This window comes from Rugosimonospora africana (assembly GCF_016862975.1).
Taxonomy (GTDB): domain Bacteria; phylum Actinomycetota; class Actinomycetes; order Mycobacteriales; family Micromonosporaceae; genus Rugosimonospora; species Rugosimonospora africana.
Map to the genome: position 1 here is coordinate 1 of NZ_BONZ01000123.1, position 26,732 is coordinate 26,732.

A 26,732-nucleotide genomic window follows, 5' to 3' on the forward strand; every position below is an offset into this window, starting at 1 on the left:
GCCGGCTACGACCGCGACCTCACCCGGTACCCCGTGCAGTACCCGACGGCGTGCAGCCCACAAGCGTGGTCGACAGGCACGCCTCTGCTGCTGCTGCGAACCATGCTCGGCCTCGAACCGCGTGGGGAGCACCTGGTCACCAGGCCAGCGGTGCCCAGCAAGCTCGGCCGCCTCGAACTGCTCCGGATCCCCGGCCGGTGGGGCCACGCCGACGCCGTCGGACGCGGACGCCTCGGCTGAGGCCAGGGTCATCGCCCCGGGCCGGCGTCGCCCTGGCCGCGAAAGTCGTTCTGGCCGCGACGGTCGTTCTGGCCCCGACCGTCGGCCTGGCTGTCACACATCGCGTCGCGTTGCGAGATGCTCGACGAGCAGGCGTACCGGGGTGGGCGATGCCGTCACCGGATTTACGCACAGGACCAGGCGACGGGCCGCCCAGGGGTCCGTGAGCGCGACAGTCGCCATGGGATACGTGTCGCGCCAGCGCCTCACCGCGGCTTCCGGCAACACGCTCACCCCGACACCGGCGGCTACGGTCTGGCAGACGGCTTCGACGGTCGGCACGCGGATGCGGTACGTGGGGCGTTGACCGAGGGGGAGGGCGTGACCTTCGAGGTGCTCGTACAGCGCACTGCCCTCGGCGAGGCCGACGAAGGGCCGATCCAGGCACTCGGCGAAGGCTATCCGCTTGCGGCGCCGCAGGGCGTGTCCGACAGGGATGGCGAGGACGAGCGGGTCGTCGCGCAACGGTAGACATTCAAGACGCCCGGGATCGACGGTGCTGGCGACTATGCCGATGTCGGCGCCCCCTTCGGCCACGGCCCGCACGATCTGATGGCTGGGCCGTTCCTCCAGGTCGATGTCGATGTCGGGATGCGCTGCGAGGAACGGGATCAGGTCGCCGGGCAGAGAGGTCGCCGTGGCTGACGTATTCGCCAGCAGCCGTATCGTCGCTACGAGCCCCTCAGCATACTGAGCCAGGTCGCCCCGCAACTCGTCGATCTGGTGCAAGACCGTGCGCGCGTGTCGCAAAAGCAGCTCTCCGGCTCGGGTAGCCGTCACTCCGCGCCGACCGCGCCGGAGCAGAGAAGTACCGACAGCCTTTTCCATCAGCCGGATCCGGGCGCTGGCGGAGGGTAGGGCCAGGTGGGCGCGACGAGCGCCATGAGTGATGCTTCCGGCCTCGACGATCCGGGAGAACAGCTCCAAGTCGATGAGGTCAAAACGGGTCGCGCGTTCCGCTCGTGTCGGCATACCCTCACCAGCCTTCGTCCCAGACAGAGGCTAGCAGACAGCATTCCGCATTGTGCCGCGAACCGGACGGGGCAATGCTCGGACGGTGACGCGTGCCTTGTCGTACTCCACCAGCTCCCCGACCCGGCGGGACAGCGGCGGGTGGGCGCTGCTGGGAGTCTGCCTCGGATTTTTCCTCGTGTTGTTGGACGCCACGATCGTCAACGTCGCTCTCCCCGCGATCTCCGCGTCCATTGGCGGCTCGCTGTCCGTCGAACAGTGGACTCTCAACGCCTACACCCTGACGTTCGCGGCATGCATGCTCACCGCGGGTTCGTTGGGCGACCGCTGGGGTGCACGACGGTGCTTTCTGGGCGGCCTGGCGCTCTTCGGCGCCGCCAGTGCGGTCTGCGCCGCCTCACCGACGACGTCCGTCCTGATCGCGGCCCGCGCCCTCCAGGGTGGTGGCGCCGCCGCCCTGGTTCCGTGCTCGCTCGCGTTGATCGCCCATCGCTTTCCCGACGGGCCGGCCCGTGACCGGGCCCTGGGGGCATGGGGAGGCATCTCCGGCGCGGGCTTGGCCAGCGGCCCGATCCTCGGTGGTTTCCTGGTCGGCTCCCTGGGCTGGCGCACGATCTTCTTGATCGGGGTACCCGTCGCCGCGGCTTCGGCTCTCCTGGTCGTCGTCACGGTCGACGAGACCCCGCGGCGAGCGGCCCGGCGAACTGACCTACCCGGCCAACTTCTGGCGGTGGCGGCGCTGGCAGCCCTGAGCGCCGCGCTGACCGAGACCTCGACGCATGGCTGGGCCGACTGGCAACCGATCGCTCTGGGTCTGTCCGGTATCGCCTGCGCGATAGCCTTCGTGAGAACCGAACGCACCCGCCACGAACCGATGCTCCCACTGGGTATATTCACGGCAAGACGATTCTCGGCAGCCACCGGAATCGGGGCTCTGTTCAACTTCGGGCTCTACGGCACGCTGTTCTGTCTCTCCATTTACCTGGAGGACACACTGCACCACTCGACGCGGAACACCGGTCTCCTGATCCTGCCGCTCACCGTCGTCATCGCGTGCTGCGCCCTACTCTCCGGGCGCCTCAGCGCGCGCACCGGCCCGCGCCTGCCGATGATTGTCGGGCTCGGCGGAGGTGTCGCTGGCGCGAGCCTCTTCGCCACGGTCGGTGCGACGACACCGATCTGGCTGATCGCCACGTGCGGCGCGGTGTTCGGTGTCATCGGGCTGGCGATGCCCGCCATGACCTCGGTGGCGCTCGGCTCGGCTCCGCCGAGCTACGGCGGGCTGAGCGCCGCCGTACTCAACGCCGCGCGACAAACCGGCGGTGTACTGGGGGTCGCTCTGCTCGGCAGCGTCCTTCACACGTCGACGGGCGTGCCTGACTTGCGGCTCGCTATGACCGTTGTCGCGGCCAGCTACCTGCTCGCGGCGCTCATCGCCGCTCGGCTGCGGACGACGCGACCGTAGCGAAGACCAGGTGTCACCACCGGTAAGGTGCTCGTCATGGCGCAATTCGAGCTCATCACGCCGCCGGGACTCCCGCAGCCGACCGGATACAGCCACGTGGCACGCATCAGCCCGGGCAGCCGGCTGGTCTGGACGTCCGGCCAGGTAGCCATCGCCGCGGACGGTACGTTGCCGCTCGCCACGGACTGGGAAGCCCAGACCCGTCAGGCGATGCGGAACGTCGGTCTGGCTCTCGCCGCTGGAGGCGCGACGTGGGACGACGTCTTCAAGCTGACTTTCTACGTTGTCGACACCTCTGAGCTGGACGCGGTGAGGGCCGTGCGTGACGAGTTCGTCAACCTCACGGTCCCACCGGCAAGCTCGCTTGTCCGGGTAGCCGGACTGTTCCGGCCGGAGCTGCTCATCGAGATCGAGGCGGTCGCGGCGGTCGTCGAGTGATGAACGGTGCGCCGTCGTAGGGGTTCGCTATCGCCGATCTGAGCGACGCTCGTAGGGCGGGCGTCGCACGTGTACGCCGATCAGCAGCGGCCACAGCAGGCTCGCGTCACCGTGGTCGCGCATCGCGGAAGCCATGCCTGCCAACCACGCGTCGCGCTCCCGCTCGCTGAGCAGGCCGAGCCCGATCGCGGTCGGCGCGATGCTGCGGTACGTCGCGGTGAGCATCCAGCCCGCGGTGGCCAGCGGCTCCAGCCGCCCGGCGACGTCGGTGCTGTCCGGCAGGCCGATCCCGGCCTCGGCGAGAAGGCCGGGAAGTCTCACGCCGAGGCGGACCGGCCGGCCCACCGCCGCGTAGGTACCGAGAAAGACCCGCTTCCACTCATCGAGCACCGGCAGCGACACATCGGTGTCCACAATGGACATGTCGTAGTCCTGGACGATCAGGTGCCCTCCGGGTGCCGTCCACCGCCACATCCGGCGTAGCGCGGTCACCGGGTCGGCGAGGTGCAGCAGGATCAGGCGACCGAACACGAGGTCGAACCGGCGATCCGGTACCGCGTCCGTACTCTCGACATCCCCCTCGACGTACGCGCACTGGTCGTACCCGGCCGCTCGCAGCGTGCCGAGCGCGGCTCGACCGAGGTCGGCGTCGGTGTCCAGGCCGACGACGCGGCCGGCCGGGCCGACGCGCTCGGCCATGAGCCGCATCGTCTCGCCCGGTCCACAGCCGACATCCAGGCAGCACGCGCCGGGAGCCAGGCCGGCGCGATCCAGCAGCGCCTCGGTGGCCGGCTGCCACACTCGGGCCTGCACCCGCAGCCGCTCGTACTCGTCGGCACTCCGCCCCATCACGTACCCACTGGTCACGGCAGCCTCCCCGCCGGCTGGTCCGAATCGCGGCGCGGCGTGGGACCCGCGCCAGACTTGTCGGACGACTGGTCTGGGTCGCGGCGCGGCGTGGGACCCGCGCCAGACTTGTCGGACGACTGGTCTGGGTCGCGGCGCGGCGTGAGACGCGCCGAGCCAGACTGGTCGGAAACGTCGGCGACACACGACGGCGGTAGGTGGAAGTCGCGCAGCTCCTCGAACGCGTCCGGCAGCAGCGTCGGCCCGTCCGCGATACCGTCCGGTCGAGCCAGCAGCAGCGCGAGGGCATCCTCCAGGTGAGACGCCAACGCGCTCTCCGGGAGAGTGCGCGGGGGCGGGTCGGGGTCGAGCATCGCGGCGACGACGTCGCGGGCGGGCGATGCCGGCTGCGTACGATGCCGCCAGTGCCCGCTGCGCGGGTCGAAACGGTAGTCGATGAGCAACCGATGGGCGTACCTGGCGACGAGGTCGACCGCGTCGATGAGGTACTCGCCGACGGTGTCGCTGATGAAGTAGCTGAAGTTGACCCGGGTCCAGCCCGGTTTCACGCCCAGGTAGCCCTGCGCAGCCTGGGCCCGCAGAGCGGCCGAGCGGCGGGGCGTGATGCGCAGCAGCCGGTGCCCGTACGGGCCGGCACACGAGCACCCGCCGCGCGCCTGGATGCCGAACAGGTCGTTCAGCAGCGCGACCACGAAGTTGTGGTGCAGCACCCGGCCGTCCCGGTGGATCCGGAACGACACGATCGGCATCCGTGGGGCGTCGAGGTTGCCGAGGATCTCCAGGTGCGGGTTGGCGCTCCAGCGCTGCCGGGCCCTGCGCCACCAGTACTCGCCGCGGTCTCGGATGTACTCGGCGCCGACAGCCTGCTGGAGGGCGACGACGGCGCCGGCGCGGATCGACTCGACGATGGCCGGAGTGCCACCCTCCTCGCGGGCCACCGGGTCGTCGGCGTACAGGGCACCGGAGGGGTCCACGAACGCGATGGTGCCGCCGCCGGGCGTGCTCGGTACGACGCTGTCGATCAGCTCCCGGCGCACCACCAGAACACCCGGCGTCTGTGGACCGCCGACGAACTTGTGCGGCGAGAACACGACCGCGTCCATCCCGTCGGCCATGGCGATGCGCGTCGACGGCGCCGCGGCGGTGTAGTCCCACACCGCGAGCGCGCCGTACTCGTGCAGGACCGCGGAGATCCCGGCGGTGTCGGACAGGATCCCGGTCACGTTGGACGCGGCCGAGAACGCGCCGATCACGCGGGTGCGCCCCGCCGACTCGGCCAGCCGCGTCCGCAGGTCGGCCCGGTCGATGCGGCCGTTGTCGTCCGCGCCGATCGCGACAACCTCGGCGACCGACTCCCGCCACTGCAGTTCGTTGGAGTGGTGCTCGTACGGGCCGACCAGCACGACCGGCCGGGTGGCGGCCCGGCCCGGTACGAGCAGCCGGGCCAGCTTGTCGACGGCGGCGGTCGAGCCGGAGCCGCAGAAGATCACCAGGTGGTCGGGTGAGCCGCCGACCGCGCGGTGGATGGTGGACCGTGCCGCTTCGCGCAGCTCCGCCGTACGGCGGCCGGTGGCCGAGCTCTCGGTGTGCGTGTTGGCGTACGTCGGCAGCACGGTCCGGCGGATGTGGTCCTCCACGAATGTCAGCGCGCGGCCGGAGGCGGTGTAGTCGGCGTACGTGATCCGGCGCGGCCCGTACGGGCCGTCGAGCACGTCGCCGTCGCCGATCACCGCGGCGCGGATGCGGGCCGCGAGTTCATCGGGCGGGTACCTGGTCATGGCCGGAATCGTCGCCGCGGTGAGCCGGCCGGCGCATGCGTGCCGGGTACTCAGTTTGGGGCGGCCGGATACCTAAGTTGTGCGCGGCGTCTCGGCCATCGCCATCCCAGGACAGCGGCACCGGATGCCGCGGTCAAGGCGGCGGAGGCGAGCCGACTCTCCGTCAGAGCGGCGCGTTGCGGTTGATGTGCCACCTTCCGAGTACGTTCGGCACGACGCACCACAGGAGCGCGACCACGCAGAGCCCGGCGAAGGTGCTCGGTATGGGCTTTGCCGCGAGCAGGGCCTGAGCGTTCCCGTACGGGGTGAGCCACCGCACCAGGCCGTCGTGGCGGTCGATCGTGCCGAGCAGCGCGGTCGTGCCCATGGGCACCACGACTGTCGAGGCCATGGCGAGGACGGGGCGACGGAGCAGCATCCCCGAGGCGGTTCCGGTCAGCTGGGCGATCAGTTGGACCAGCACGGCTCCCGTGACGAGCGTCGCCGTCTGCCCGGCAGGCGGCCATCCGCCACCGGCCCACGCCGTCGCCGTCGCGGCCAGCAGCGTGCCGGCCAGCGCGACACCGACCGTGAGGCCGAGGACGGGAAGCAGGCGTGGCGCGAGTCGCCGGTCTGCGGACGTGCCCGGCCGGTGCAGCTCGGTCACCGCGAGAACGCCGATGAACGGCACGAGTACCGACATGGCCAGTTGTACGGTTTTCAGCACGTCGCGGAAGGCCGGCTCGGAGTGCCCGGCAGGCGGCCATCCGCCAGCGGCCCACGCCGTCGTGGCCCCGAGAAGGAGTGTGGCCGCGGTGATCATCGCGGCGCGCCGGGACAGGACGACGTGCCGGGCCGGGATCTCGGTGGGTGTCATGCGGTCAGGATGCCCGCCGTGGGGCGGCGCGGTCGTCGGCGATCGGTCAACCGCATCCCCGACTTTGGTAGGGGGTGGGGCTGACCACGGTCGCCGCCCGGGGCGGCGGACCTGGTTCAGGGCCGAACGACGGACCGACGCCTGGACTCCGCCTCGGCTCGACAGAACCGACGGGACAGGGCCTAACCTTGCTGAGTGAGCGGCAGTCTGCGGCGAGGGCGGGGTGACGGTCTCCGGGACGCCGTCGCGGTGGCGGCGGCGCTGGCAGCCGGCGCGGTGCTGGTATCCGTGGGCGACGCGACCGGGCCGGTGCCGGGCCGGGTGCCGTGGCAGGTCGACGTCGCGACAGGTGTGGCCGCCTGCTTCGCTCTGCTGGTGCGGCGACGGTGGCCGATGGCCCTCTCGGTGTTGGTTGTGCCGCTCGGCGCCATCTCGGTCATGGCCAACGGGGCGATCCTGGGTGCTGTCTTCGGTCTGGCGCTGCGCCGCCGGTTCGCGGTCGCGGCCGGATTCGCGGCCGGGTACCTCGCCACCGTCCCGCTGTATCTGTTGCTGCAGCGGGAACCGCGCCTGCCACTGTGGACGGATGTCGTTGTCCGGGGCGTGTTGGTGACGGCGGCGGTGGGCTGGGGGCTGTACGCCCGGGAACGCCAGGCGCTGATCCGCCACCTCGGCGAGCGCGCCGCCCGGGCCGAGGCGGAGCAGACGACCCGGGTCGCCCAGGCAAGGCGCGACGAGCGCGACCGGATCGCCCGCGAGATGCACGACGTGCTGGCGCACCGGCTGTCGATGATCAGCCTGCACGCCGGTGCCATGGAACTGCACCCGGACGTGGGCGCGGACGTCCACGAGGCGGCCGGCGTCATCCGGGCGGGCGCGCACGAGGCGCTGGAGGAGTTGCGGGCCGTCATCGGCGTCCTGCGGCACGACACCGGGGACGAGCCCGAGCCGCCACAGCCGGGGTTGGAGGCGGTCGGGGAGCTCGTGCGGGACGCCCGGCGCTGCGGCAACGTAGTCCGCTTCGACGACGGGCTCGCCGACGCCCAGGTACCGTCGCCGCCGGGTGCCACCGGTCGGATCGCCTACCGGGTGGTGCAGGAGGCGCTGACCAACGTGCGCAAGCACGCACCGGGGAGCCCGGTCAGGCTGGTGATGGACGGCGCACCGGGGGAGGGGCTGCGGATAGAGGTGAGCAACCCCGCATCCGTCGGCGCCGCGACGCGATCCGTGCCGGGAAGCGGACTCGGACTGGTGGGGCTCGCCGAGCGGGTCGAGCTTGCCGGCGGGCGGCTGGTACGCGGGACGGCCGCCGGCCGGTTTCGGCTGGAGGTGCGACTGCCATGGTTGATGTGACCGGCGAGGGTGTGGCGGCCCGGCCGCCGGTCCGGGTCGCGGTCGTCGACGACGACCCGCTCGTACGCAGCGGCCTGCGGCTGCTGTTCGCCAACGTGCCGGACCTTGACGTCGTCGCCGAGGGCGCGGACGGCGCCGACGTCCCCGGGATGGTCGCCGCCCATCATCCGCACGTCGTTCTGCTCGATGTCCGGATGCCCCGCGTCGACGGACTGGCGGCGGCCGAACGGTTGTGCTCACGGCCAGGGGCGCCGTACGTCGTCATGTTGACGACCTTCCACGCCGATGCCTACGTGCTGCGGGCCCTGCGCGCCGGGGCCAGCGGCTACCTGCTCAAGGACGCTCCGCCCCGGGAACTGGTCGACGCTGTCCGTCGGGTCGCTTCCGGGGAGCCGATCCTCAGCCCGGCGGTGACCCGACGCCTCATCGAGCAGGTGGCCGATCCGGTCAGCCACGAGCGCCGTTCGACGGCCGTGGCTCTGCTCGACCGCGCGACGGGCCGGGAACGGGAGGTGGCGTCCGCCGTCGCCCGTGGGCTGTCGAATGCCCAGATAGGTGCCGAGCTCGGCATGAGCGTACCGACGGTCAAGGCTCACGTTTCCCGCCTGCTGACCAAGCTCGGTCTGGACAACCGGGTCCAGCTCGCACTGCTCGTGCACGACGCGGGAGGCGACAACACCCCAGAGCGATGAGCGTTGCCCGAAGCCACCTGCCGGGAGGCAGTTGGCTCAGCGAAGTGGCGCCGCCGCCAGCAGGGTGGCTTCGATGCTGGGCCACGGGATGCCCGGTGGCAGCAGGATCGTGACGATGTCGGCCGCCTGATCCCAGCGCTTGAGTTGGTCGCTGACCTGGGCACCGGTCCCGTACACGGCCAGCTGGTCGAGTACCGGCTCGGCGGCCGGCGGCACGGTCGCGCGTCGCGGACTCGGGCGTGGGTTCGCGGCAACGATCGCGCTGACCTCTGCGGCGTAGCCCTGCTCGGCCACGGACCGGGCGTAGACGCCACCCATGGCGCTCAGATACCAGGCGGTACACGCGGCAGCGACGTCTCGTGCCGCTCCGGGATCCTCGTCGACGACGGCGATCGGTCCCGCCGCCACGGTGAGGGCTTTCCGTCCTGGATCCATGGTCTCGCGTAGCCGGACAAGCTCGCTCGCCCAGGATGCGAGGCGGTCCCGCGCTACCAGCGCGGGGATCCAGCCGTCACCGAGTTCGGCGGCCACCCGGGTCGTGCGAGGGCCCAGCGCCGCGATCCAGATGGGAACCTCGGGCGCGGGCAACTGGCCCAGCCGCAACGGGCGCGCGCCGGGGACGTGGCGCAGTTGGGCCGGCTGGCCGGTCAACAGGGCACGGACCTGTGCCACGACCTCGCGCAGCTTACCGGCCGGGCGCGCGAACGGCGTGTCGTGAAATCCCTCGGCCAGCGCCCTGGTGCTGGCACCGAGGCCGAGCACGTACCGTCCCGCGCAGACTTGCTGCAGGGCGACGGCGGTCATCGCGAGGGTCGCCGGGGTGCGGCCCCACACCGAGAGGATCGCCGAGGTGAGCTGGATTCTGGTCGTACGTAAGGCGATCTCGGTGACGATCGGGGTGGAGTCCAGACCCCATCCCTCGGGTACCGCGAAACTCTCGTACCCCAATTCCTCGGCCAGCACGGCGGCGGCCACGATGACCTCGCGCCGGGTCTCCATCGGTGTGAGCGCCACGCCGCGCCGCGACGTCATCGCGTCCCTTTCGCGGCCACGCCGGCGGCTGGGCGCGGCACGGTGAGCCACACCGTCTCCGCCACCGCCAGCACCCCGTCGCCGGGCCCCAGGAGCGCCGACCCGGCGGTCAGCTTGCGGTCGTCGTGGGCGATGGGCCAGGCGATGACCCGGTACCGCTCGCCGACCGCCGGCACCTCGGCGAGGAGGACAGTCATCCGGCCGAGCAGGATGGCCGTGTTCTCGCTGAGGTCGACGGCCTCGGCGGCGGCGATTCCGCTGGGACAGTCGAGAACCGCCCAGACGATCTCCGGCCGTAGGCGCCGGCTCCCGTTCGCCAACGAGGCATCCGGTGTCCACGGCGCCGCCCACAACCCGCGGCCGGGCACGGGTCCGGCAAACACGCGCAGGCCGTCGCCCGGCTGACGCCCGGTGCCACAGACGAAGCAGTCCGGGTACAGCGGATCCTGGAAGTAGGCTGCCCGGCCTTCGGCCGCACGGGCTTCCGCCATCGAGGCGGTGTCGGGTACCCGAAGCGTCGGGCTGTTGTGTGCCTGCGCGGCTTCCGCGACCAGCGTGCTTCCGTGACGGAGGCGCAGCCCATCCCCGCCGTCGGACTCGACGGTCATCGGCGTATCCAGCGGCGGCGGTCGCCGCAACGTGACCGTCACCGGACCGTCCAGGTACTCGGCGATGCGTCCGCACACGTAGCCGCCGTTGGCGCTGCCGGCCGGGCCACGGAAACGGGACGGGACAGTCAGGGTGGGTGCCGCCGCGCGTGGCGACTGCTGGCCGGCCATCACAGCGGGTACCGGCAACGGAGGTGTGGCATGAGCCGACGCTAGGACCATCCCGCCGGGGCTGGCCATCGAGTGAACTACGGACGCGGCTCCACGCAGCCCCGGCCTCCGACGCCGCCGGCGGGAGGCCGGTCTGGGTCGTGGCGCGGCGTCAGACGCGCCGAGCCAGACCGGCCGCAAAGCGGGCATCCGGTGAACTACCGAGCCGTCAGCCGTGCTGGCGCAGCGGGTGCGCCGCCACCCAGGCCGCGATCTGGGCACGCGAGCGCACCTCCAGCTTGCGCCGAATGTTCTCCACGTGCGTGTCGACCGTTCGCGGCGTGACAGACAGGCGCCTGGCGATGGCCTGGTTGGTGAGCCCCTCGGTGACCAGTTCGGCCACCTCGAACTCGCGGTCGGTCAGACGTTGTACCCGACGTGCGGGCTGGCTCAGGAAGCCGAGGATCGCATCGAGGACCGCCGCCCAGTCGCCGTGGTAGAAGAGGTGGCTGGAGCCTGACAGCGGGATCAACGTGGCGCCGGAGATGCGGGTGGCGACCTCACGCCCCAGCTCGAATCCGGTGCCTCTGTCGCCTTCCCGGTGCAGAACCACGGTCGGAGTCCGGATGTCTGGCAGCAGTGCGCTGATGTCGGTGTCGTAGTACACCTCAAGCATCCGCGCGGCGGCCTCGGCCGACGAACTCGCTCGCTGGAATCGGGCGAACGCCGCCTCTTCCTCGGCCGTCGGATCGGTGACGAACGCCCCCGTCAGCGCTTTCAACCCCATGCCCCAATGCGCCCGTACCAGTGCCACGACGGACTGCCGGACCTCGGCCGGCGCCAGATCCCGGCCGTTGGCGCACATGCCGTAGGTCACGAGTGCCTCGACCCGCTCCGGGTACCTCGCCGCGATCGCGGCGGCGACCTGACCTCCCTGCGAGGCACCGAACAGGCGGAACCGGCGCGCACCGACCGCGTCGGCCACCGCCAGTGCCGTGGCCACCTGTTGGTCGAACGAGAGGTCGACGCAGTCGCGGTCCGACAGGCCACACCCGGCCCTGTCGTAGCGGATCACCGTGAACCGCTCGGCCAGGCCCTCCAGGAAAGCGCCGAAGGCGAACAGGTTCAGCTGCCCACGAAGATGAGTGATCCAGCCCGAATCGCACAACAAGGCCGGCCCCGTGCCCGCGGTCGAGTACGCCACCCGGCCACCGGGCGTGGTGCAGTATCTGATCGACACCCTCACCCTCCCAAGTTGACACGTCCAGCGGGCGCGGTAAAGCAACTCGGAGCATGAGTGTGTCTCGGGGTGTAGCTGGCACCACCGTGTTTCCGGGAGACCGCGACACTGCGCGGGCGCCCGGTGCGCTTCTACCGTCATCCCAATGACCATCATGATCGATGCGCAGGCGACGAGCCTCGAAACCCGCCTGAGGAAACGAGGACTGACCACCTTCCTGCTGATCGCGTTCGGTACTGCCTGGGGCTGGGAGGCGCTGGCGCGCCTGGTGCTCGGTTGGTCGCTGGTGAACCCGCTGGTGCAGGCGCCGGTCGGGTTCGCACCAGCGATCGCGGCGCTGGTGGTCCGGCGCTGGGTGACCCGCGAGGGTTTCGCGGACGCCGGCTCACGCCTACGGCTGCGCACCGCCCGGCGGTACTACCTGCTGGCGTGGCTGGGCCCACTCGGCGTCGCGGCCGCGGTGGTTGGCCTCGCCGCCGCGACCGGACGATGGAAGCCTTCCCACCACGCGATCGCGGACCCCGTTCCGGGCGTACCCGTCTGGGCGGCACCGGTGCTGCTCTGCCTGCTCGCCCTGATCGCCACCGTGGTGTACTGGGGCGAGGAGTTCGGCTGGACCGGCTATCTGCTGCTACGCGTCTGCCCCGGCCGTCCGCGCCGCGCCGCGCTGGTAGCCGGTCTGATCGCGGCGGTCTGGCACTTCCCGCTCGCGTTTCTCGGCTACGTCGAGTACCGGCATCTGGCCCTGGGCCTGATCGTGTGGACGGCGTGGATCGTCTGCCAGGAGATCATCCTGGCCTGGCTGCGGGCTGGCAGCGGGAGCATCTGGCCGGCCAGCCTGGCGCACGCGGGAAACAACCTGGTACTCGCCCCGCTCACCACCGCACTACTGCTGGAACCGCACGGCTTCAGCCCGGACGGCATCCAGCTGCTGGTGGTGCTCGTGCTGGCCGCCGTCGCGGTCTGGCCGTTCCTGCGAGCCGGCAGGGAGAGATGAGGTTCCGTAGTTCCCGGCGCCGGTGCGGCGCCGGGACCTTCGGATGTCCGGCGACGGGTCACGAACGAACTGCGACGGCGTGCTGCGAGGGCTGCCGGACGGGGATGTCGACGGGCCGGGTCAGCGGGCCGCGGCGCAGCAACGCGCCGCAGACGACGGCGCCGGTTGCGAAGATGCCGGCGCACCACCAGAACACCGTGGTGTAGCTGTGCACCGCCGCGAGCTGGAGCAGTTGCGGTGTCGGCCGTCCGTGCAGGTGGTCGGCCAGGTAGCCGGTGGTGGCGCTGGCCGCGATCGTGTTGAGCAGCGCGGTGCCGATCGAGCCGCCGAGTTGCTGCCCGGTGTTGATGCTCGCCGAGGCCACCCCCGCGTCGTGCGGCGCCACGCCGAAGGTACCGGTGGCGGCCACCATGCCGAAGATGAGCCCCATGCCGGCGCCGGTGACCATGAGCGGGCCGAGTAGCGCCGACGCGTAACCCGAGTGCGCGTCGATCCTCGTCAGCCAGACCATGGCCGCCGCGTTGAGGAGCATGCCGGCGATGACCATCGGCTTGGGGCCGACCCGCGGCATCAGCTTGGTGTTGCCCACGGTGGCCATGGTGCCGCTGAGCGCGACCATGGGCAGCATGGCCAGGCCCGAGGTGATCGCGGAGTATCCCAGGGTCACCTGCATGTAGTAGACGAGGAACAGGAAGACTCCGAATGTGGCGGCCCCACTGATCAGGACGGTGAGGTAGGCGCCGGCGCGGTTGCGGTCGAGCACGACGCGGGGTGGCAGCAGCGGCTGCGCGGCGCGCGACTGCCAGACGGCGAAAACGATCAGCAGCGCGACCCCGGCCGTCAGGAAGCCCCACGCCGAGGGCGTACGCCAGGTGTGCGACGCGGCGTTGGACAAGCCGTAGACCAGGCAGAACATCCCGCCCGATACCGCCACCACGCCCGGGACGTCCAGTCGCCCACCCGGCGTCCTTTGCTGCCTGCCCACCAGCAGTACGCCTCCGACGATCGCGATCGCGGCGAAGACCAGGTTGATGTACATGCACCACCGCCAGGACAGGTAGGTAGTCAGCGCGCCACCGAGCAGCAGCCCCAGGCCCCCGCCGGCGGCCGCGACCGCGCCGTAGACGCCGAACGCCTTGGCCCGCTCCTTCGGGTCTTTGAAGGTCGTGGCCAGCAGCGACAGGGCGGACGGGGCCAGGAGGGCACCGAAGAGCCCCTGGCTGGCGCGCGCTGTCACCAGCATCGAGAAGCTGTCGGAGGCGCCACCGACGGCGGAGGCGGCCGCGAATCCGACGAGCCCGGTAAGGAAGGTCGTCTTACGGCCGATCAGGTCGGCCAGCCGCCCGGAGAACAGCAGCAGGCTTCCGAACGACAGCGCGTACGCGGTCACCACCCACTGCCGGTCGGTGGTCGTGAATTTCAAGGCGTGCTGCGCCGAGGGCAGTGCGAGGTTCATGACGGTCAGGTCGAGGACGACCATCAGTTGGGCGGCGGCGACGACGGCGAGGATCAGCCAGCGTCTCGGATCTGCGGCCGTCGCCCCGGGCGCTCCGGTGCCCGGTCCGGCCCCGGGGGCCGCGGTGTGTGCTGACACGATTGTCTCCTTTTCCATTGAGCGCATTACCCTTTTCACTGAGTGCGTTGCTTTTCATTGGCGCGTTGCTTTTTCATTGAGCGCATTGCCCGCCGCCGGATCGTGAGCGCGGCGTCCTGACGGACACGAGACGCTGGCGCTCCGATCCCCGTAACAGCGCGGTTGTGTGACGCACGGCACCGGTCACGGGCGTCACAGAGCGGTGGGGACCGGCGTCAACTACATGTCGCTAAAGCGAACCGCGAACAATCAGGAGCCGGTCATGGGTGAGCGCAGCCGACGAACGACGGGCACAGCCGGACTGCTGCCTCGGGGACACCGGATGGACTCCGCCACCGAGGCGTTCGTCGCCCACCGCAACCTGCTGTTCACCGTCGCCTACGAGATGCTCGGTTCAGCCACCGACGCCGAAGACGTCCTGCAGGAGACCTGGCTGCGGTGGGTGGGCGTCGATCTCGACACCGTACGGGAGCAGCGTGCCTACCTGGTGCGGATCGTCACCCGGCAGGCGCTGGACCGGCTGCGCGCACTCGGTCGGCGCAGGGAGTCCTACGTCGGGCCCTGGTTGCCCGAGCCGCTGCTGACCGCGCCCGACGTGGCCGAGGACGTCGAGTTGGCCGACAGCGTCTCGATGGCGATGCTGCTGGTGTTGGAGACACTCGCGCCGATCGAGCGGGCGGTGTTCGTGCTGCGCGAGGTTTTCGACCTGGAGTACGGCGAGATCGCCGAAGCCGTCGACAAGAGCGCCGCCGCGGTCCGCCAGATCGCCTACCGGGCGCGGGCACACGTCGCCGCGCGCCGCCCCCGCGGCAGCGTCTCCCCGGCGCAGACTCGCGCCGCGCTCCAAGCCTTCCAGCGAGCGGTCGAAACCGGCGACCTGCAGAGCCTGCTCGACATCCTCGCGCCGGATGTCGTCGCCCTGGCCGACGGCGGCGGCGTCGCCCATGCCCTGCTGCGGCCGATCGTGGGGCGCGGCAAGGTGGCTCGGTTGCTGGCCGCCCGCTGGTATCAGCGCGGCGTCGAAAGGTCGGTCGAGCCGGTACAGGTCAATGGCGGCCCCGGGTTGCTCGTGCGCGTCGACGGACAGGTCGACGGTGTGCTCGCGGTACAGGTCGAGAACGGTCGCATCGCCGGCCTCTACCATGTGCGCAATCCCGAGAAGCTGTCGCGGGTGGATCGGGAAACGGCCGTGAGCCGGTGAGGCCCGACCCGACGGCGTCAGCGGGCGTGCGAGAGGATGTTCATCACGTGTCCAGCCGGGTCGCGGACGAAGAACCGGCGAACGCCCCAGGGCTCGTCGGTCAACTCATGCACGATCTCCGCTCCGGCGGCGCGTGCGGCCCGGTAAGCCGCGTCGACGTCGTCGACCTGGACCGAGGCGACGGGAACCACGTCCGCAGACAGGTCGTGCGTCATCAGGCTCAGCTGCACCTCCGGCCGATCGGGATCGGCGAGGGTGACGATCCATCCGTGGTCCATCACGATCTGCATGCCGAGCACCCGCGTGTAGAACTCGGTAGCCGCACGCAGGTCGGTTGACTGCAGATCCGGTACGACGCGACTGACTGCCATCCCCGAATGCTATGTGAAGGGAAAGCCTGTCACCGGGTCAACGCGGCGGCCGGCAGCCCACCACGAGCAGTTCGTCGCCGTTGCCGCCGGGCTCCCAGGCGGCGGTCAGATCGGCGAAGCCCGCCTCGGTCAGGTACGGCAGTATGCGGGTGTCGAAGCCGCGCCCGACGCTAGCCGGTCAGCGCGGCCACGACGCGGCGGGTCAACACGGCATTGCTCCGTGCCATCGTGCGACCCACCAGGCGGCCGAGCAGACCTCGCGGCCGAGCAAACTGCTCAGAGATCACCGGCCCACTGTGTCAGAGCAAGGCCACTGGCACAGGTTCGAGCACGCCGACGGACAGGTCCATCGCGTTCCGCTCCGGGATCGCAGCCGCCTCACGACCTTTTCGACAGGTCCAGGTCGGGTTTCAACGCATGGACCACCAACTCGTCATACACCTCGGTCGCTCTTATCAGCATCGCCGCTCTCGACGGATCGACTGACATGGGCTCCCGGCGCATGGGCGGAAGTATGCTGTTGCTGTGTTCGAGCGTGGAATGCCACTTCGCCTGCGACTGCTGTTCGTCCGGTGCCCATTCGCGTAGGCGTCCGTCCGGCCATGACAGCATCTGTGGATTGAACTCAAGTCCGGCGCGTTCACAATACAGCCGCAGGACACCTTCCGGATTTTGCCGAAACCAGTCGCCTTCCACCACGATCGGCGGATGGCCAAGCTCCTTGATCACGCGCTGCCACATGCGTGCCGTGGAAAGGAAGCCGAACTCGTCTTCGGTGAAGTCGGGCTTGAGGGGTGCCAGTGATGAGAGTACAGCCGATGGGCTGCGGATGATGAAAGTATTGAGCGTGTTGGCCAGAAACTCCCGAGACACATATGCCTCGGCTTGGAAAGAAAGATCCTTGAGGAAGACTATCTCCGCGTCAATCCCGCTGATCGCGGACATTGCTGCGAATCCATCGTAGCCATGCTTATGGGGCTGATCGCCGTACCTCGCGCAGCGGCGCTCTCGACTGAAGTAATAACAGTCAGTGAACGGCTCGTGGACTATGTGTGTATCCCCCCGTCGTGAAAACGTCTTCTCGAACGCGGTTGACACCGACCGAGGGACGGCCCAGAGCGCGATGTTACGTCTCGCCGGACGACCATACATAGTTGGCTGACTCCATATTGCCGGTACGAGGGACTCGTCAGTATCCGCATCTACCGCAGAGGTCGGTTCATGCCGCACAAGCTGCGACCCGTAGTTACGGGGACACTACTCCTGCGTAGACCGCGGCACTGGTGGGACATTGTATCTACGAAATGCAGTGTCGCCACCGGCTCGCCACGACAGCGACACTGCGCTGCGTAACGAACATTTATGCGTGTGACTTCCGTCACGGCATTGACCAGGGGATTGGTCCAAACGCTAGAAGATCTCACCAATCACTCGTCGAGGACAAGGTCGTCTTGTACCACATGGGTTTACCCACCTACCGCCGCAGTCGCACAACAGACGTCCAACCAGTGGTGGATTCGGCGGCCGGAAGACGTCAGTACCGTGGCGACAATCCACCACTTTTGCACGATCCCAAGAGGTGACCATGCGCCCAGCCCGAAAGAAGGACGAGTAGAACCGCGATTCTTGACAAGCGCGCAGACGAAGGTTTGCCATCGGTCCCGAGCAACATCGGTGGTGAGTCTGATTGCGCACTGACGCTGCTGGGACGCCTTGAGGAGATGAATCAGTGAACCCGTTCGAGAACCCAGACGGTACCTATCTCGTACTCATCAATGACGAAAAACAATACTCATTGTGGCCTGCGTTCATCGATGTGCCGGCGGGTTGGAAGTCTGTGTGTGGGGAGAAAAGCCGCGAGGAGTGCATCAATTTCATCGAAGAGCACTGGCTCGACATGCGTCCAGCTAGCCTCGCCGAAGCGATGGACAGGTCCTGAGTTCTGAACGTGAGACTGGTCAGGGGTGCAAGGCGGTGACAACAACGATGTCGAAAAACTCTGATCTGCGGGAGGCATCGGACGTTGTCACCTTGATGCACGAGAATGCGCGCGTGATGCATGGCCATACTGCGTTCACGATGGTCCGGGATATCGACCGTGAACCCGGTGGGGTCACCGTGTCCTACGATGAGTTGGACCGAGAAGCCCGCCGCATCGCATCGAAGTTGCAGGCTTCCTATGCGCCCGGCGATCGAATGCTCTTGCTGTACTCTGACATCTCCAGATTCGTCATAGCATTCTTCGCCTGCCTTTATTCTGGAATGATCGCGGTGCCGGCGCCGCCTCCCGGGCGAAACACCTATCAACGGCGCCGCGTGACCAGCATCGCTCTGAACGCAGCGATTTCGGCGGTTCTCTCAGACAGCGAGGACTTGCCGGCAATCACTGAATGGGCGAGCTCCGAGCTGCCTACCCGGCTCGATTGCGTGGAGACAGACTCCGCAACGCTGGGTGAGCCGGACTCGTGGGCGATGCCTCGCGTGAACCGGGACACGCTCGCCCTCCTCCAGTACACCTCCGGGTCGACAGGCGAACCCAAGGGTGTGATGGTCACGCACCGCAATCTGCTGCACAACGTCGAAAGCATGCGTCGCGCATTTGGACTGACGCAGTCCACGCGTATCGGCGGATGGATTCCCTACTTTCACGACATGGGGCTGATAGGGCAACTACTCGCCCCCGCCCTCCTGAAGAGCTCCTGCTCACTGATGAGTCCAGCAGCCTTCCTGAAGCGACCCCACACGTGGCTGCAGATGATAGACAAGCACAACGTCACCGTGTCCGCGGGGCCAAACTTCGCGTACGAGCTCTGTCGTCGCCGGATCCCCGCCGAGAAGGTCGCCGAGCTCGATCTCTCCAGGTGGGAGGTAGCGGTCAACGGGTCGGAGCCGATTCAAGCATCAACGTTGACAGCCTTCACTGAGCACTTTGCTCCCGCTGGGTTCCGGGCAAGGACCTTTGCCCCGTGCTTCGGCCTCGCAGAGGCCACATTGTTTGCTTCGGGAGCCGGAGGACGTCCTCCGGTGTTGCGCCAGGTAGACACCGAGCGGCTCGAGGACGGGCACTTCGAGCCAACTGATCCCACGCGGCCTCAGCGAGCACTCGTCAGTTGCGGTCCGCCGATGGACGTCCAGATCCAGATTGTTGATCCGAAAAGTCATGAGAAGTTGCCGGATGGGATGGTCGGAGAAATCTGGCTCCGCGGCGAGAGCATCGCGGTGGGTTACTGGCGACCCGAACAGGACACGGACTCTGTATTCGGTGCGAGCGTAGTCGGTGGTGACACCGGCTATCTCCGTACCGGTGATCTCGGAGCGATTTACGACCAGGAACTCTATGTCACCGGACGCATCAAAGAGGTCCTGATCATTCGTGGGCGAAACATCTATCCTCAGGATATCGAAGGTGAGCTCCGAGCCAAACACCCTCAGCTGAGCGGCGGAACCGGTGCCGTCTTCACAGTTCCATCCAGCACCGGGCGGTCGGTCGATGACGAACTTGTCGTCACTCATGAAATCCGAGGACGTTTCGACGAGCACCAACTACGTACGGTCGCGATGGACTTGCGACAGACAGTCGCCCAAGAATTCGGACTGCACGCCGCATGCGTCGTCCTGCTGCGGCCGGGCGGTGTTCTTCGCACTACCAGCGGAAAGGTACAGCGCTCGGCCATGCGCCAGTCGTTTCTGGCCGATCGGCTAGCTCGTCGTTACACCCTCAAGGATCCATACTCCTCCGGCGAAACCACACCAATGCGGTCTGAGCACGCCGAGGCAAGAGAGAAGCCCGGAAGGTGATCTCAGCCCGTCATTCGTCGGTATCCGACCTTGCTGTTGAATTGGCCTCCTCGGCAGGCCGAGGAGGGCCGTTCTCGTCGCGAGCGCTTGCAGCGGCTGACGAGCTGGAAGAATTTCCGAGCTCTGCGTGCGCCATTCTCGACGGTTTTCGGCTGAGTAAATATTATGTTCCAGCCCAATATGGTGGATCGCTCTCCGACTACGTCGAGGTAATGCGGCTACTGCGGACGGTGGCTAGCTACGACCTCACCGTCGCCATTGCCCACGGAAAAACGTTCTTGGGCGGGGCGTCCGTATGGGTCGCTGGTGACATCGATCAGGCGAGGTGGCTGGCGGCTGCGATAGGAAAAGACTCCGTGGTGTCCTGGGGACTTACCGAGCGAAATCACGGTGCGGATCTACTGGCGAGTGAGGTAACGGCAGTTCGGACCGGCACTGGGTGGCGTCTCAACGGCGAGAAGTGGCTGATAAACAACGCAACCCGCGGCGACATCATTTGCGTTCTCGCACGTACCAAGGCCGCCGGCGGCCCGCGCGGGTTCAGCTTGTTTCTCGTCGACAAACACAGCCTTCCGGCTGACCGCTACCGTTACTGTCCGAAAGTGCGCACGCATGGTATCCGCGGCGCCGACATCAGCGGCATAGGTTTCGACGACGTCGACCTTCCAGAAACGGCCCTGGTGGGTGGAGCCGGCGAGGGTATCGAGATCGTGCTCAAGGCACTTCAACTGACCCGAACGGCGTGCACGGCACTGTCGCTGGGGGCGACCGACCACGCCCTGAGGATCGTCGGCGACTTCGTCCAGGAGCGTCAGCTCTACGGCCGGCAGCTGGTCGAGTTTCCCCGCGTCCGCCGGATCTTCGGCGAGGTATGTGCCGCGTCGCTCGTGATAGACGCGGTGAGCGTGGTCGCCGGACGGAGCATCCAGAACCTGACCGAAGAGTTGAGTGTCGTCTCCGCAGTGAGTAAGGCGTTCGTGCCGACCGTCGCACAGGAGATGATCGGCAAGCTCGGCGAGTTGTTGGGTGCCCGGGGATTTCTCACCGACGTGTACGCGGCTGGGGCGTTCGCCAAGCTCGACCGGGATCACCGGGTCGTCGGCATATTCGACGGCAGCACAGTGGTGAACAGAAATGCGCTGATCGATCAGTTTGCCAACCTGTCCCGGGCGTACCACCGCGGACAGGTCGATGAACAGGGACTGAGCGACACGGCGAGCCTGGAGCATCCGTCTCCAGACCTCGACCCGAAGCAACTTGCCCTGCTGTCGAAGACGGGCTGCAGCCTCATTCAGAGCCTGCCGCGAGCCGCGGAGGAGGTGCGCGACCTCGCAGCCGGCGCTGGCCGGATCCCCCAGCATGTGGTGCATATGGTTGACGAGCTCGAGGAGATTGTCACAGACCTACATCGAGAGATGACCGCGCACCGACGCTTGCCACAGAGGGTGCCGGCGGAAGCCTTTGAACTTGCCGAGCGTTACGAGGTCTGCTTCGCCGCGGCTTCATGCCTGCACCTATGGCTGCGAAGTGAGTCTGCGGTAGCCAACATCTCACACGTGCGTGACAGCATGCTCTGGCTGCAGGCATGCCTGACGTGGACTCTCACGAGACTGGGGGCTGTGAGTGTCGCTGATGGGGGCGCCGGCGTCTACGACGCCCTGGCTGATGCGATGACACGCCTCCCCGATCGCCCCGGGACAACCGCTGCTCCGTCTCGTAGCGAAGCGTGTTTCTCGTGATGGGAACGGACCGAGGGCTCGATGACCGCCTGGCCGATCTCGAACGGCGGTTTGGCGATCCCCATGACCGTGAGAATCCCATCGGCTACACGGCGATTCTGGCGGCGGACGAGCGGGCCGAGATGCTCCGCGCCGGCGAGCAGACCCTGGATGAATATGGCCTGGGCGCGGAATTTGTGCCGGCGGAACACGGCGGTCGGCTGACCCGGTTGGAACACTTGGTCGACGTCATGAGATCCGTGTATCGGCGTGATCCCTGCCTCGGGCTGGGCTACGGTTCGAGTTCCTTGATCGGGGCCGTCAACGTCTGGGCCAGCGGCGATCTCGAGCAGTGCCGTATGGTCGCCGATGTCCTGCTGCGTAATCGAATGCTCGCTTGCGCCTACCACGAACTGGCGCACGGCAACGACATAGCACGGAACGAGTTCGAGGCTCGGTCGACCGGATCAGGCTTGTCGCTGAGCGGAAAAAAGGAAGTCATCGCCAACGTGGAACGGGCGGCGGCACTTGTCATCTTCGCCCGAACCGACGCCAAAGCAGGCGGTCGTAGCCACTCGCAGATTCTTGTCGACAGGGCATCGCTGTCTCCCGACAGTGTCCGCTATTTGCCGAGGTTCCGCAGTGCGGGGATGCGTGGTGTGCATCTCGGGGGCATCGAGTTCCAGGATTGCACGGTACCCACGGACAGCGTTGTGGGATTCGCCGGTCAGGGGCTCGAAACAGCGCTGACCTCATTCCAGATCACTCGTACCGTCCTACCCGCGATGACAGTGGGCATCCTCGACACGGGGCTCCGCACGACGATCGCACATGTGACGGGTCGGAAGCTGTATGGCGGCACCGCCATCGACTTCCCCTACGTCCGGTCTATTTTGGTCGGCGCGTTTCTCGACCTGCTGATATCCGACTGTGTCGGAACGGTCATCGCCAGGGCGGCGCATCTGATTCCGGCCCAGCTGAGCGTCTATGCCTCGGCCGCGAAGTATCTGATCCCCAAAATAGTGATCGATGCTATGGATCGGCTGTCGGAAGTTCTCGGCTCCGAGTTCTACCTTCGCGAGGGCGACAGTGCGATATTTCAGAAGTTGCTGCGCGATGTGCGGCCGGCGGGCTTTGGCCATGCGTCCGGTGCCGCTTGTCAGCTGACGATCCTCCCGCAACTGCCCGCGTTGGCTCGGAAGTCCTGGGCAATGGAGGACCCGGTGTCGCCGGCACTCTTCGCGCTTGATCATGAGCTCCCTTCCCTGCGGTTCGACCGACTCAAGATCAGCAACCTCGGCCGGGACCAGCTCGGTGCCTCGCTGGGATTTGGGCTTGACGGTGAGTCTGACTTCGACGCTCCAGATCGAGAGGTCGGTCAGCTCAGGGCACTCTTCGCAACCGAGTTCCAGGACCTCGGCAACAAAGTGGCGCAGCTTTCGCCCGCAGAAGTGACGCCCGATGCGAGTTCGGATACCTACGATCTGGCATCGCGGTACGCGATCCTCCTCGCGGCCAGCTGCTGTATCGGAGTGTGGCGACACAATCAGAACCGCTCGGACGAGATCATCAGCAGCCGGTCCTGGCTCATCGCGGCGTTGGGGCGATTGGCTGACCGGCTGAAAACAAGCGCCGTCACGGTACCGACTCAAGCGGACGATTACCTGTTCGCTGAAATGATGGATCGCTTCGAAGGAAGACGCACATTTGACCTGGCCGCTCGGCGGGTGTTCGGCTAACCGATTATGGGCTTGCGCACAGCAACCCGCACAGGAAGGGGTGCAGACATCAACACGGACGAACTGTCGCCAGAGTCTATCCAACTCTGGTTGACCGGCCTTGTGGCTCGCCATGTCGAGCGACCGCCCATGGAGATTGACAGGGATGTACCGCTCTCCGAATACGGCTTGGACTCGGTCTATGTCCTCGCCCTCTGCGCCGACATTGAAGATCACTGGGGCGTGTCGGTCGAACCCACGTTGATGTGGGACTACCCGACTATCGCTGGATTCGGCAATGCCCTCTTAGAGCTGATCAACGAGAGCAGACCCGTTTCCTAGGATAAGAGCAAGGGCTCTTCGACGTCTGATTGTGGTGAGTCTCGCATGGTCGATAGCGGATCGTTAGTCCTTCCCCTTTCGGCTGGCCAACGCGAAGTGTGGCTGGGCCAAAAGTTGAATCAATCGAGCCCGATCTACAACATCGGCCAAGCGGCGGAGATACATGGTCCGATTGATGCCGGGCTGTTTCGGGCGGCCTTCGGGCAGGCGCTCGCGGAGGCCGAGGCATTTCGGGCCCGCTTTGTTGACGACGAACTCGGACTGCGGCAGATCATCTCACCCCTCATCGACGACTCTATCGCCGTCATGGACGTCAGTAACGAACCGGATCCGCGAGCATGTGCCGACGCATGGATCGAGTCTGACCTCGGACGGGCTATCGACCCTTGTGCCGATCCGCTCTTTGGGGGAGCCCTTTTCAAGGTGGGGCCGGAGCTGTTCGTCTGGTATCAACGCGTGCATCATGTCGCTGTCGATGGATATGGCCTCTTCCTGTTTACCCGGCGCGTCTCCGAGATCTATTCGGCCTTGACGAACTGTGCCGACGTTGGCGACAGTCCTTTTGGTTCACTGCGCAGTGTTGTCGAGGAAGACGTCGCCTATCGAGCGTCCGATCAGTATGAGAGGGACCAGAAGTTCTGGTCCGATCGGCTACTCGACGCGCCGGACTGTACGAGTCTCGCGCAGCGCCCCTTGTCGACGTCCCCGAACGTTCTGCGTCGAACAGGAGTCTTCTCCACCGATGTTTCCAGGGCACTGCGCGGTGTGGCGCGTGAGATGCGAACCGGCTGGTCAAGTGTGCTGGTAGCGGCCGCCGCCGCTTATGCGCACAGGCTTACCGAGTCTCGGGACGTCGTCCTCGGATTGCCGATGACCGGTCGTCTCACTTCGGCGTCGTCCCGGATCCCGGCCATGCTCGCGAATGTCATGCCGCTGAGGTTGAGCGTGAGCCCACAGATGCGCTTTTCCGACCTGGCGTATCAAGCATCGCAGGAGATCCGAGAAGTATCGCGACACCAGAGGTATGCGTATGAGGACCTGCGACGCGACATCAAGAGAGGCGGCTCAGAGGGAAGACTGTTCGGCCTGTCGGTAAACATTCTCCCGATCGACCACGATGTGCGCTTCGGTGGTTTCCGCACTGTGGTCACGAATCTGTCGATGGGGCCCGTGGAAGACATGTCCGTCAAGTTCTACGGGAATTTGACGGACGGCGGCCTGACCATGGATCTGCATCTCAATCCGACTGGGTATGACCGCACCGCGCTCTCGGCCCATTTCCGGCGGCTGACCGGAGTATTGGGTCACGTGGTGGCGGATCCGGGTGTGGCGGTCGGCGGCATCGATGTGCTGTCCGCCGACGAGCGGCGCCGGGTGTTGGTGGAGTGGAACGGCACCGAGCGTGTGGTGCCGCAGGTCACAGTGCCGGAGTTGTTTGAGGCGCAGGTGGCTCGGACCCCGGACGCGATCGCGGTGGTGTGCGACGGTGTCGGGGTCTCCTACGCGGAGTTGAACGCTCGAGCGAATAGGTTGGCGCGTCACCTCGTCGGGTTCGGGCTGGGTCCGGAACGGTTGGTGGCGTTGGCGTTGCCGCGTTCGGTGGAGATGGTGGTGGCGCTGCTGGCGGTGTTGAAGGCGGGTGGGGCGTACCTGCCGATCGATCCGGATTATCCGGCGGAGCGGATCGGGTTCATGCTCGCCGACGCGGCACCGGTGGCGGTTGTCGCGACCCGCGGGACTTGCGACGTGCTGCCTGATGACGTGCTGCCTGGTGACGTGGAGGTGCCGCGGGTTGTCGTGGACGCCGCGGAGACAGCGGCCGTGGTGGCCGGCCTGCCACCTGCTGACCTGACCGACGCCGACCGGCTTCACCCGTTGACCGCGGCCAACCCCGCTTACGTCATCTACACCTCCGGGTCCACCGGAACCCCCAAAGGCGTCATGGTTGAACACCGCTCGGTCGCCAATTACCTCAGTTGGACGACAAGCTCATATCGCGGCGCCCGGAGAGTCTCTCTGGTGCACTCGCCGATCTCATTTGATCTGACGGTAACCGCGTTGTACACGCCGTTGTTGGTGGGCGGCACCTTGCTGCTGACGGAGCCGAAGCCCGACGAGTCGGTCAACCGTAGAGGCCGGTACTCGTACACGTTCGTGAAAGCAACGCCCAGCCATCTCTCGATATTGGACACCCTGCCGGACGAGCCGTCACCCGATGTGGAGCTGGTCCTGGGAGGTGAGGCGCTGACGGGCGAGGCGCTGAGGGCGTGGCGAACCAGGCATCCCGCGGCGACGGTGTTGAACGCTTATGGGCCGACCGAGGCAACGGTCAACTGCGTCGAGTACCGAATCGAACCCGGAGACGATGTGCCGGCCGGCCCGGTACCGATCGGTCGTCCGCTTCTGAACACGCGTGTTTATGTTCTGGATTCGGGGTTGCGGCCGGTTCCCTGGGGTGTCGTGGGTGAGCTGTATGTGGCGGGTGCCGGGCTGGCCCGGGGTTATCTGAACCGGCCGGGGTTGTCGGCGGGCCGGTTCGTCGCGGATCCGTTCGGTGGGGTGGGCGAGCGGATGTATCGGACCGGGGATCTGGTTCGCTGGACCAGCGACGGCGATCTGGTCTTTGTTGGGCGTTCGGATGATCAGGTGAAGTTGCGGGGTTTCCGGATCGAGCTCGGCGAGGTCGAGGCGGCTCTGACCGAGGATCCCGTGGTGTCGCAGGCGGTTGTGGTGCTGCGTGAGGACCGACCCGGGGAGAAACGGCTCGTCGGTTACGTGGTCGGCGTGGACGGGGCAGCGGTCGATGGTGGCGTGTTACGCGACCGGCTGGCGGAACGCTTGCCGGACTACATGGTGCCGGTGGTCGTGGTGGGTTTGGACTCGTTGCCGTTGACGGGTAACGGGAAGTTGGATCGGCGTGCGTTGCCGGCACCTGATTTCTCCGTGGTGTCGGGGTCGCGTGGCCCGCGTACCGCCGAGGAAGAGGTTCTGTGCGGGCTGTTCGCCGAGGTACTGGGCTTGGACCGGGTCGGGATCGACGATGACTTCTTCGCGCTGGGCGGAGACAGCATCGTCTCGATCCAGCTCGTCAGCCGGGCCCGCAAGGCGGGTCTCGTGTTCTCCCTCGGGCAGGTCTTTGAGGCTAAGACGGCGGCCGGTTTGGCGGAGCTGGTCGGTCGCAAGGCTGAAACGGTCGCGGTCGAAGGGGGCGCTTCGGGGGTCGGTGAGGTTGCGCTGACGCCGATCATGTGGTGGTTGGCGCG

Annotated in this window: 22 protein-coding genes and 1 pseudogene; 13 read left to right on the forward strand and 10 right to left on the reverse strand. The window is 67.4% G+C overall.

Annotation, left to right across the window (positions count from 1 at the left end; genetic code table 11):
- A pseudogene (locus Raf01_RS46975) lies at positions 1–240 on the forward strand (glycogen debranching N-terminal domain-containing protein); the annotation flags it as partial.
- 93 nt (positions 241–333) lie between these two features.
- Here the strand turns inward: Raf01_RS46975 and Raf01_RS46980 are convergent.
- On the reverse strand, positions 334–1,251 hold the full coding sequence (locus Raf01_RS46980; RefSeq protein WP_203924684.1) for a LysR substrate-binding domain-containing protein: 918 nt from the start codon (positions 1,249–1,251) through the stop codon (positions 334–336).
- Positions 1,252–1,336: 85 nt separating this feature from the next.
- Here Raf01_RS46980 and Raf01_RS46985 point away from each other — a divergent pair, with 85 nt between their 5' ends.
- Positions 1,337–2,716 carry an MFS transporter gene (locus Raf01_RS46985; RefSeq protein WP_239134543.1) on the forward strand — a complete coding sequence of 460 codons (1,380 nt, stop codon included), beginning with the start codon at positions 1,337–1,339 and terminating at the stop codon, positions 2,714–2,716.
- Positions 2,717–2,752: 36 nt separating this feature from the next.
- Positions 2,753–3,154 (forward strand): RidA family protein, encoded by a 402-nt coding sequence (locus tag Raf01_RS46990; RefSeq protein WP_203924685.1) that lies wholly within the window; start codon positions 2,753–2,755, stop codon positions 3,152–3,154.
- Between the two features lie 27 nt (positions 3,155–3,181).
- Here the strand turns inward: Raf01_RS46990 and Raf01_RS46995 are convergent, their stop codons facing one another.
- From Raf01_RS46995 to Raf01_RS47005, 3 genes are all read right to left on the reverse strand, one after another.
- Positions 3,182–4,021, reverse strand: coding sequence for a methyltransferase domain-containing protein (locus tag Raf01_RS46995; protein WP_203924686.1), 840 nt, complete (start codon positions 4,019–4,021; stop codon positions 3,182–3,184).
- Positions 4,018–5,799 carry an aminotransferase class V-fold PLP-dependent enzyme gene (locus tag Raf01_RS47000; protein WP_203924687.1) on the reverse strand — a complete coding sequence of 594 codons (1,782 nt, stop codon included), beginning with the start codon at positions 5,797–5,799 and terminating at the stop codon, positions 4,018–4,020. The genes Raf01_RS46995 and Raf01_RS47000 overlap by 4 nt, the downstream gene beginning before the upstream one ends.
- 163 nt (positions 5,800–5,962) lie before the next feature.
- The gene (locus Raf01_RS47005) at positions 5,963–6,655 is read right to left on the reverse strand and encodes a hypothetical protein (RefSeq protein ID WP_203924688.1); all 693 of its coding nucleotides are present in this window, start codon (positions 6,653–6,655) and stop codon (positions 5,963–5,965) included.
- Positions 6,656–6,850: 195 nt separating this feature from the next.
- Between Raf01_RS47005 and Raf01_RS47010 the strand changes: the two genes are divergently transcribed.
- Both Raf01_RS47010 and Raf01_RS47015 read left to right on the forward strand, forming a co-directional pair.
- Positions 6,851–8,008 carry a sensor histidine kinase gene (locus tag Raf01_RS47010; protein WP_203924689.1) on the forward strand — a complete coding sequence of 386 codons (1,158 nt, stop codon included), beginning with the start codon at positions 6,851–6,853 and terminating at the stop codon, positions 8,006–8,008.
- Complete coding sequence (locus Raf01_RS47015; protein ID WP_203924690.1) at positions 7,996–8,700, forward strand: response regulator; 705 nt, start codon at positions 7,996–7,998, stop codon at positions 8,698–8,700. Before Raf01_RS47010 ends, Raf01_RS47015 begins: the two co-directional genes overlap by 13 nt.
- A gap of 36 nt (positions 8,701–8,736) precedes the next feature.
- On the opposite strand, the gene Raf01_RS47020 is transcribed toward Raf01_RS47015, so the two are convergent.
- From Raf01_RS47020 to Raf01_RS50355, 3 genes are all read right to left on the reverse strand, one after another.
- On the reverse strand, positions 8,737–9,732 hold the full coding sequence (locus Raf01_RS47020; RefSeq protein ID WP_239134544.1) for an LLM class flavin-dependent oxidoreductase: 996 nt from the start codon (positions 9,730–9,732) through the stop codon (positions 8,737–8,739).
- Positions 9,729–10,529 carry a hypothetical protein gene (locus tag Raf01_RS47025; protein ID WP_203924691.1) on the reverse strand — a complete coding sequence of 267 codons (801 nt, stop codon included), beginning with the start codon at positions 10,527–10,529 and terminating at the stop codon, positions 9,729–9,731. The genes Raf01_RS47020 and Raf01_RS47025 overlap by 4 nt, the downstream gene beginning before the upstream one ends.
- 190 nt (positions 10,530–10,719) lie before the next feature.
- Positions 10,720–11,730, reverse strand: coding sequence for an alpha/beta fold hydrolase (locus Raf01_RS50355; protein WP_239134545.1), 1,011 nt, complete (start codon positions 11,728–11,730; stop codon positions 10,720–10,722).
- Between the two features lie 145 nt (positions 11,731–11,875).
- Here Raf01_RS50355 and Raf01_RS47035 point away from each other — a divergent pair, with 145 nt between their 5' ends.
- A complete protein-coding gene (locus tag Raf01_RS47035) occupies positions 11,876–12,727 on the forward strand; it encodes a CPBP family intramembrane glutamic endopeptidase (protein WP_203924692.1) in 852 nt (283 codons plus the stop codon).
- Positions 12,728–12,785: 58 nt separating this feature from the next.
- Here the strand turns inward: Raf01_RS47035 and Raf01_RS47040 are convergent, their stop codons facing one another.
- On the reverse strand, positions 12,786–14,321 hold the full coding sequence (locus Raf01_RS47040; protein WP_239134546.1) for an MFS transporter: 1,536 nt from the start codon (positions 14,319–14,321) through the stop codon (positions 12,786–12,788).
- A 322-nt stretch (positions 14,322–14,643) separates the two neighbouring features.
- Between Raf01_RS47040 and Raf01_RS47045 the strand changes: the two genes are divergently transcribed.
- A complete protein-coding gene (locus Raf01_RS47045; protein ID WP_203924705.1) occupies positions 14,644–15,522 on the forward strand; it encodes an RNA polymerase sigma-70 factor in 879 nt (292 codons plus the stop codon).
- Positions 15,523–15,539: 17 nt separating this feature from the next.
- Here the strand turns inward: Raf01_RS47045 and Raf01_RS47050 are convergent, their stop codons facing one another.
- Both Raf01_RS47050 and Raf01_RS47055 read right to left on the reverse strand, forming a co-directional pair.
- On the reverse strand, positions 15,540–15,893 hold the full coding sequence (locus Raf01_RS47050) for a VOC family protein (protein WP_203924694.1): 354 nt from the start codon (positions 15,891–15,893) through the stop codon (positions 15,540–15,542).
- Positions 15,894–16,271: 378 nt separating this feature from the next.
- The gene (locus Raf01_RS47055; RefSeq protein ID WP_239134547.1) at positions 16,272–17,045 is read right to left on the reverse strand and encodes a sulfotransferase-like domain-containing protein; all 774 of its coding nucleotides are present in this window, start codon (positions 17,043–17,045) and stop codon (positions 16,272–16,274) included.
- Positions 17,046–17,622: 577 nt separating this feature from the next.
- Between Raf01_RS47055 and Raf01_RS47060 the strand changes: the two genes are divergently transcribed.
- From Raf01_RS47060 to Raf01_RS47085, 6 genes are all read left to right on the forward strand, one after another.
- Positions 17,623–17,832, forward strand: coding sequence for an MbtH family protein (locus Raf01_RS47060; RefSeq protein WP_203924696.1), 210 nt, complete (start codon positions 17,623–17,625; stop codon positions 17,830–17,832).
- A 35-nt stretch (positions 17,833–17,867) separates the two neighbouring features.
- The gene (locus tag Raf01_RS47065; RefSeq protein WP_203924697.1) at positions 17,868–19,691 is read left to right on the forward strand and encodes a fatty acyl-AMP ligase; all 1,824 of its coding nucleotides are present in this window, start codon (positions 17,868–17,870) and stop codon (positions 19,689–19,691) included.
- A 230-nt stretch (positions 19,692–19,921) separates the two neighbouring features.
- On the forward strand, positions 19,922–21,430 hold the full coding sequence (locus tag Raf01_RS47070) for an acyl-CoA dehydrogenase family protein (protein WP_203924698.1): 1,509 nt from the start codon (positions 19,922–19,924) through the stop codon (positions 21,428–21,430).
- The gene (locus Raf01_RS47075; RefSeq protein ID WP_203924699.1) at positions 21,418–23,148 is read left to right on the forward strand and encodes an acyl-CoA dehydrogenase family protein; all 1,731 of its coding nucleotides are present in this window, start codon (positions 21,418–21,420) and stop codon (positions 23,146–23,148) included. The genes Raf01_RS47070 and Raf01_RS47075 overlap by 13 nt, the downstream gene beginning before the upstream one ends.
- Before the next feature lie 90 nt (positions 23,149–23,238).
- Entirely contained in the window at positions 23,239–23,469 is a 231-nt protein-coding gene (locus Raf01_RS47080) for an acyl carrier protein (RefSeq protein ID WP_239134548.1), read from the forward strand.
- A 45-nt stretch (positions 23,470–23,514) separates the two neighbouring features.
- Positions 23,515–26,732 (forward strand): non-ribosomal peptide synthetase (locus Raf01_RS47085; protein ID WP_203924701.1); only part of this gene is annotated, 3,218 nt, incomplete at its 3' end.